Source organism: Kistimonas asteriae, from assembly GCF_018263925.1.
Classification (GTDB): Bacteria; Pseudomonadota; Gammaproteobacteria; order Pseudomonadales; family Endozoicomonadaceae; genus Kistimonas; species Kistimonas asteriae.
The window spans coordinates 48,672-54,671 of sequence record NZ_JAEVHF010000027.1; the positions used below are offsets into that span (position 1 = coordinate 48,672).

The following is a 6,000-nucleotide window of genomic DNA, read 5'->3' on the forward strand; positions in this document are numbered from 1 at the left end:
TATTGCCAGTCGCCAGCGCACTGGCCACCGAAGCGGTGCCGGCTTTCAAGGACAGTACATCACCATTATCAACATCCGTATCGTTTGCAATGACATCAACCGAGACTGAACTTGTTGCCAACGTTGAATCGCTATCAGCAACAGCCACCGGTCCATCATTCGTACCCGTGACCGTAATTGTGACGGTGGCCGGTTCGCTGGTGTCGTTTGCCGTACCCGAATCATCCACCGCTTCATAGGTAAACGTGACCTGACGGGTTTCTCCCAAGGCTAGATTCTGGAAGTCACTGTTCGGGTTGAAGCTGAAGGTGCCGTCACCGTTATTAGTGACTGAGCCTTCATCCGGCTGGGTCAAAATGTTGAAGGTGTGAGTATCAGTAGTATCGACGTCCGTGGCACCGAAGTTGCCGGTTACCGCTGATCCATCTTCGGTCGCACTAACACTGGCGACCTCCGCAGTCGGCTTATCATTCGTACCGGTGACCGTTACCGTGACCGTGGCCGCGGCACTGGTCGCATTACCCTCGCCAGAGCTGTCCACTGCCTCATAGGTAAAGGTAACCTGACGGGTTTCCCCGGCGGCCAAATCCTGGAAGTCACTGTTCGGGTTAAAGCTGAAGGTGCCATCACCGTTATTAGTGACTGAGCCTTCATCAGGCTGGGTCAGAATATTAAACGTATGAGTGTCGCTCAGGTTTTCATCTGTCGCACTGAAGCTACCAGAGACGGCTCCCGCATCTTCCACCGCCGTATCAACACTGACCAGTTCGGCCACCGGCTGACTGTTGGTACCACTGACTGTGATCGTGGCCGTGGCTGTTGATATCTCTCCTGAGTCATCACTCATGGTGTAACTGACAGTGACCGTTGCACTCTCGCCAATGGCCAGGTAATCGAAATCCCCCGCTGGATCAAATTCCAGCTGATTATTCACCACACTGACAGAGCCGCCATTAGTGGTACGACTGCCATCACTGTCCGCAATGCCAGTAATACTCACTCCATCCAGGCTGAAGTTGGAGGCATCGTCATCACTGTCGACATCAGTATCGTTACCCAGTACATCAAGTCGTGTTGTGCCAACGGTGGCAGCATTGCCCGTATCAGCCACAGCGACAGGCGCATCATTGGTGCCTGTCACTGTGATGGTGACCGTGGCCGGTTCGCTGGTGTCGTTTGCCGTACCGGAATCATCTACCGCTTCATAGGTAAACGTGACCTGACGGGTTTCACCCGCAGCCAGATCCTGGAAGTCACTGTTCGGGTTGAAGCTGAAGGTGCCGTCACCGTTATTGGTGACTGAGCCTTCATCAGGTTGGGTCAGGATATTAAACGTGTGAGTATCAGTGGTATCGGCGTCCGTGGCACTGAAGCTGCCCGTGACCGCTGTGCCATCTTCCGTGGCACTGACGCTTGCCACTTCGGCAGTTGGCTTGTCGTTGGTGCCTGTAATGGTAATCGTGACGGTAGCCGGTTCGCTGGTGTCGTTTGCTGTACCGGAATCATCCACCGCTTCATAGGTAAACGTGACCTGACGGGTTTCTCCGGCCGCCAAATCCTGGAAGTCACTGTTCGGATTAAAGCTGAAGGTGCCATCACCGTTATTAGTGACTGAGCCTTCATCGGGTTGGGTCAGGATATTAAACGTGTGAGTATCAGTGGTATCGGCGTCCGTGGCACTGAAGCTGCCCGTGACCACTGTGCCATCTTCCGTGGCACTGACGCTTGCCACTTCGGCAGTTGGCTTGTCGTTGGTGCCTGTAATGGTAATCGTGACGATAGCCGGTTCGCTGGTGTCGTTTGCCGTACCGGAATCATCTACCGCTTCATAGGTAAACGTGACCTGACGGGTTTCACCCGCAGCCAGATCCTGAAAGTCACTGTTCGGGTTAAAGCTGAAGGTGCCATCACCGTTATTAGTGACTGAGCCTTCATCGGGCTGTGTCAGAATATTGTAGGTGTGGGTGTCGGTGGTATCAGCGTCCGTCGCTCTGAAGCTGCCCGTGACTGCTGCACCGTCTTCGGTCGCACTGACACTCGCGACTTCGGCGGTTGGTTGGTCGTTGGTGCCGGTGATCGTAATCGTGACGGTGGCCGGTTCGCTGGTGTCGTTTGCTGTACCGGAATCATCCACCGCTTCATAGGTAAACGTGACCTGACGGGTTTCTCCCGCGGCCAGATCCTGGAAGTCACTGTTCGGGTTGAAGCTGAAGGTGCCATCACCGTTATTGGTGACTGAGCCTTCATCGGGCTGGGTCAGAATATTGTAGGTGTGGGTGTCGGTGGTATCAACGTCCGTAGCACTGAAGCTACCCGTGACCGCGGCACCATCTTCGATCGCACTGACGCTCGCCACTTCGGCGGTTGGCTTATCGTTGGTGCCCGTGATCGTAATCGTGACGGTGGCCGGTTCGCTGGTGTCGTTTGCCGTACCAGAATCATCCACCGCTTCATAGGTAAACGTGACCTGACGGGTTTCCCCGGCCGCCAGATCCTGGAAGTCACTGTTCGGGTTAAAGCTGAAGGTGCCGTCACCGTTATTAGTGACTGAGCCCTCATCGGGTTGGGTCAGAATATTAAACGTGTGGGTATCGGTGGTATCAGCGTCCGTGGCACTGAAGCTGCCCGTGACCGCTGTACCGTCTTCAGTGGCACTGACGCTCGCGACTTCGGCGGCTGGCTTGTCGTTGGTACCCGTGATCGTAATCGTGACGATGGCCGGTTCGCTGGTGTCGTTTACCGTACCGGAATCATCCACCGCTTCATAGGTGAACGTGACCTGACGGGTTTCACCCGCAGCCAGATCCTGGAAGTCACTGTTCGGGTTAAAGCTGAAGGTGCCATCACCGTTATTAGTGACGGAGCCTTCATCAGGCTGGGTCAGAATATTAAACGTGTGGGTATCGCTGGTATCAGCGTCAGTAGCACTGAAGCTACCCGTGACCGCTGCACCATCTTCGGTCGTACTAACACTGGCGACCTCCGCAGTCGGCTTATCATTCGTACCGGTGACCGTTACCGTGACCGTGGCTGCCGCGCTGGCAGCATTACCCTCGCCAGAGCTGTCCACTGCCTCATAGGTAAATGTAACCTGACGGGTTTCACCAGCGGCCAAATCCTGGAAGTCACTATTCGGGTTAAAGCTGAAGGTGCCGTCACCGTTATTAGTGACTGAGCCTTCATCGGGCTGGGTCAGAATATTGTAGGTGTGGGTGTCGGTCGTATCCGCGTCCGTGGCACTAAAGCTGCCCGTGACCGCTGCACCGTCTTCGGTGGCACTGACGCTCGCCACTTCGGCGGTTGGTTTGTCGTTGGTGCCCGTGATCGTAATCGTGACCGTGGCCGGTTCACTGGTGTCGTTTGCCGTACCGGAATCATCCACCGCTTCATAGGTAAACGTGACCTGACGGGTTTCACCCGCAGCCAGATCCTGGAAGTCACTGTTCGGGTTGAAGCTGAAGGTGCCGTCACCGTTATTGGTGACTGAGCCTTCATCGGGTTGGGTCAGAATATTAAACGTGTGAGTATCCGTGGTATCGGCGTCCGTTGCACTGAAGCTGCCCGTGACTGCTGCACCATCTTCGGTGGCACTGACACTCGCAACTTCGGCGGTTGGCTTGTCGTTGGTGCCCGTGATCGTAATCGTGACGGTAGCCGGTTCGCTGGTGTCGTTTGCTGTACCGGAATCATCTACCGCTTCATAGGTGAACGTGACCTGACGGGTTTCACCCGCAGCCAGATCCTGGAAGTCACTGTTCGGGTTGAAGCTGAAGGTGCCGTCACCGTTATTAGTGACTGAGCCTTCATCGGGCTGGGTCAGAATATTGAAGGTATGGGTGTCGGTCGTATCGGCGTCCGTTGCACTGAAATTGCCTGTGACCGCTGCACCATCTTCGGTGGCACTGACGCTTGCCACTTCGGCGGTTGGCTTGTCGTTGGTGCCCGTGATCGTAATCGTGACGGTGGCCGGCTCGCTGGTGTCGTTTGCCGTACCGGAATCATCCACCGCTTCATAGGTAAACGTAACCTGACGGGTTTCACCCGCAGCCAGATCCTGGAAGTCACTGTTCGGATTAAAGCTGAAGGTGCCATCACCGTTATTAGTGACTGAGCCTTCATCGGGTTGGGTCAGGATATTAAACGTGTGAGTATCCGTGGTATCGGCGTCCGTGGCACTGAAGCTGCCCGTGACCGCAGCACCATCTTCGATCGCACTGACGCTCGCCACTTCGGCGGTTGGTTTGTCGTTGGTGCCCGTGATCGTAATCGTGACCGTGGCCGGTTCACTGGTGTCGTTTGCCGTACCGGAATCATCCACCGCTTCATAGGTAAACGTGACCTGACGGGTTTCACCCGCAGCCAGATCCTGGAAGTCACTGTTCGGGTTAAAACTGAAGGTGCCGTCACCGTTATTGGTGACTGAGCCTTCATCGGGTTGGGTCAGAATATTAAACGTGTGAGTATCCGTGGTATCGGCGTCCGTTGCACTGAAGCTGCCCGTGACTGCTGCACCGTCTTCGGTCGCACTGACACTCGCGACTTCGGCGGTTGGTTTGTCATTGGTACCCGTAATCGTAATCGTGACCGTAGCCGGTTCGCTGGTGTCGTTTGCGGTACCCGAATCATCCACCGCTTCATAGGTAAACGTAACCTGACGGGTTTCACCCGCAGCCAGATCCTGGAAGTCACTGTTCGGGTTGAAGCTGAAGGTGCCGTCACCGTTATTAGTGACTGAGCCTTCATCGGGCTGGGTCAGAATATTGAAGGTATGGGTGTCGGTCGTATCGGCGTCCGTTGCACTGAAATTGCCTGTGACCGCTGCACCATCTTCGGTGGCACTGACACTCGCCACTTCGGCGGTTGGCTTATCGTTGGTACCTGTGATCGTAATCGTGACGGTAGCCGGTTCGCTGGTGTCGTTTGCGGTACCGGAATCATCCACCGCCTCATAGGTAAACGTGACCTGACGGGTTTCTCCGGCAGCCAAATCCTGGAAGTCACTGTTCGGGTTAAAGCTGAAGGTCCCATCATCGTTATTAGTGACTGAGCCTTCATCGGGTTGGGTCAGAATATTAAACGTGTGGGTATCGGTGGTATCGGCATCCGTGGCACTGAAGCTGCCCGTGACCGCTGTGCCATCTTCCGTGGCGCTGACGCTCGCGACTTCGGCGGTTGGCTTGTCGTTGGTGCCCGTGATCGTAATCGTGACGGTAGCCGGTTCGCTGGTGTCATTTGCGGTACCGGAATCATCTACCGCTTCATAGGTAAACGTGACCTGACGGGTTTCACCCGCGGCCAGATCCTGGAAGTCACTGTTCGGGTTAAAGCTGAAGGTGCCGTCACCGTTATTCGTGACTGAGCCTTCATCAGGCTGGGTCAGGATGTTGAAGGTATGGGTATCCGTGGTATCGGCGTCCGTGGCACTGAAGCTGCCCGTGACCGCTGCACCATCTTCCGTGGCGCTGACGCTCGCCACTTCCGCTGTCGGTTTGTCGTTGGTGCCCGTGATCGTAATCGTGACGGTAGCCGGTTCGCTGGTGTCGTTTGCTGTACCGGAATCATCTACCGCTTCATAGGTAAACGTGACCTGACGGGTTTCTCCGGCCGCCAAATCCTGGAAGTCACTGTTCGGGTTAAAACTGAAGGTGCCGTCACCGTTATTGGTGACTGAGCCTTCATCGGGCTGGGTCAGAATATTGAAGCTATGGGTGTCGGTCGTATCGGCATCCGTCGCACTGAAGCTACCCGTTACCGCTGTGCCATCTTCCGTGGCGCTGACGCTCGCCACTTCGGCTGTCGGTTTGTCGTTGGTGCCTGTGATCGTAATTGTGACCGTGGCCGGCTCACTGGTGTCGTTTGCCGTACCGGAATCGTCCACCGCTTCATAGGTAAACGTAACCTGACGGGTTTCACCCGCAGCCAGATCCTGGAAGTCACTGTTCGGGTTAAAGCTGAAGGTCCCATCACCGTTATTAGTGACTGAGCCTTCATCCGGCTGGG

The 6,000-nt window shown here is 55.6% G+C and carries 1 protein-coding gene (cut by a window edge); it reads right to left on the reverse strand.

Annotated features, from left to right (window positions below):
* On the reverse strand, window positions 1-6,000 hold part of the coding region annotated (locus KHS78_RS21120) for an Ig-like domain-containing protein (RefSeq protein ID WP_211830974.1) (this coding region is incomplete at its 5' end). 21,062 nt of the annotated region lie to the left of the window's left edge; 6,000 of 27,062 annotated nt are visible.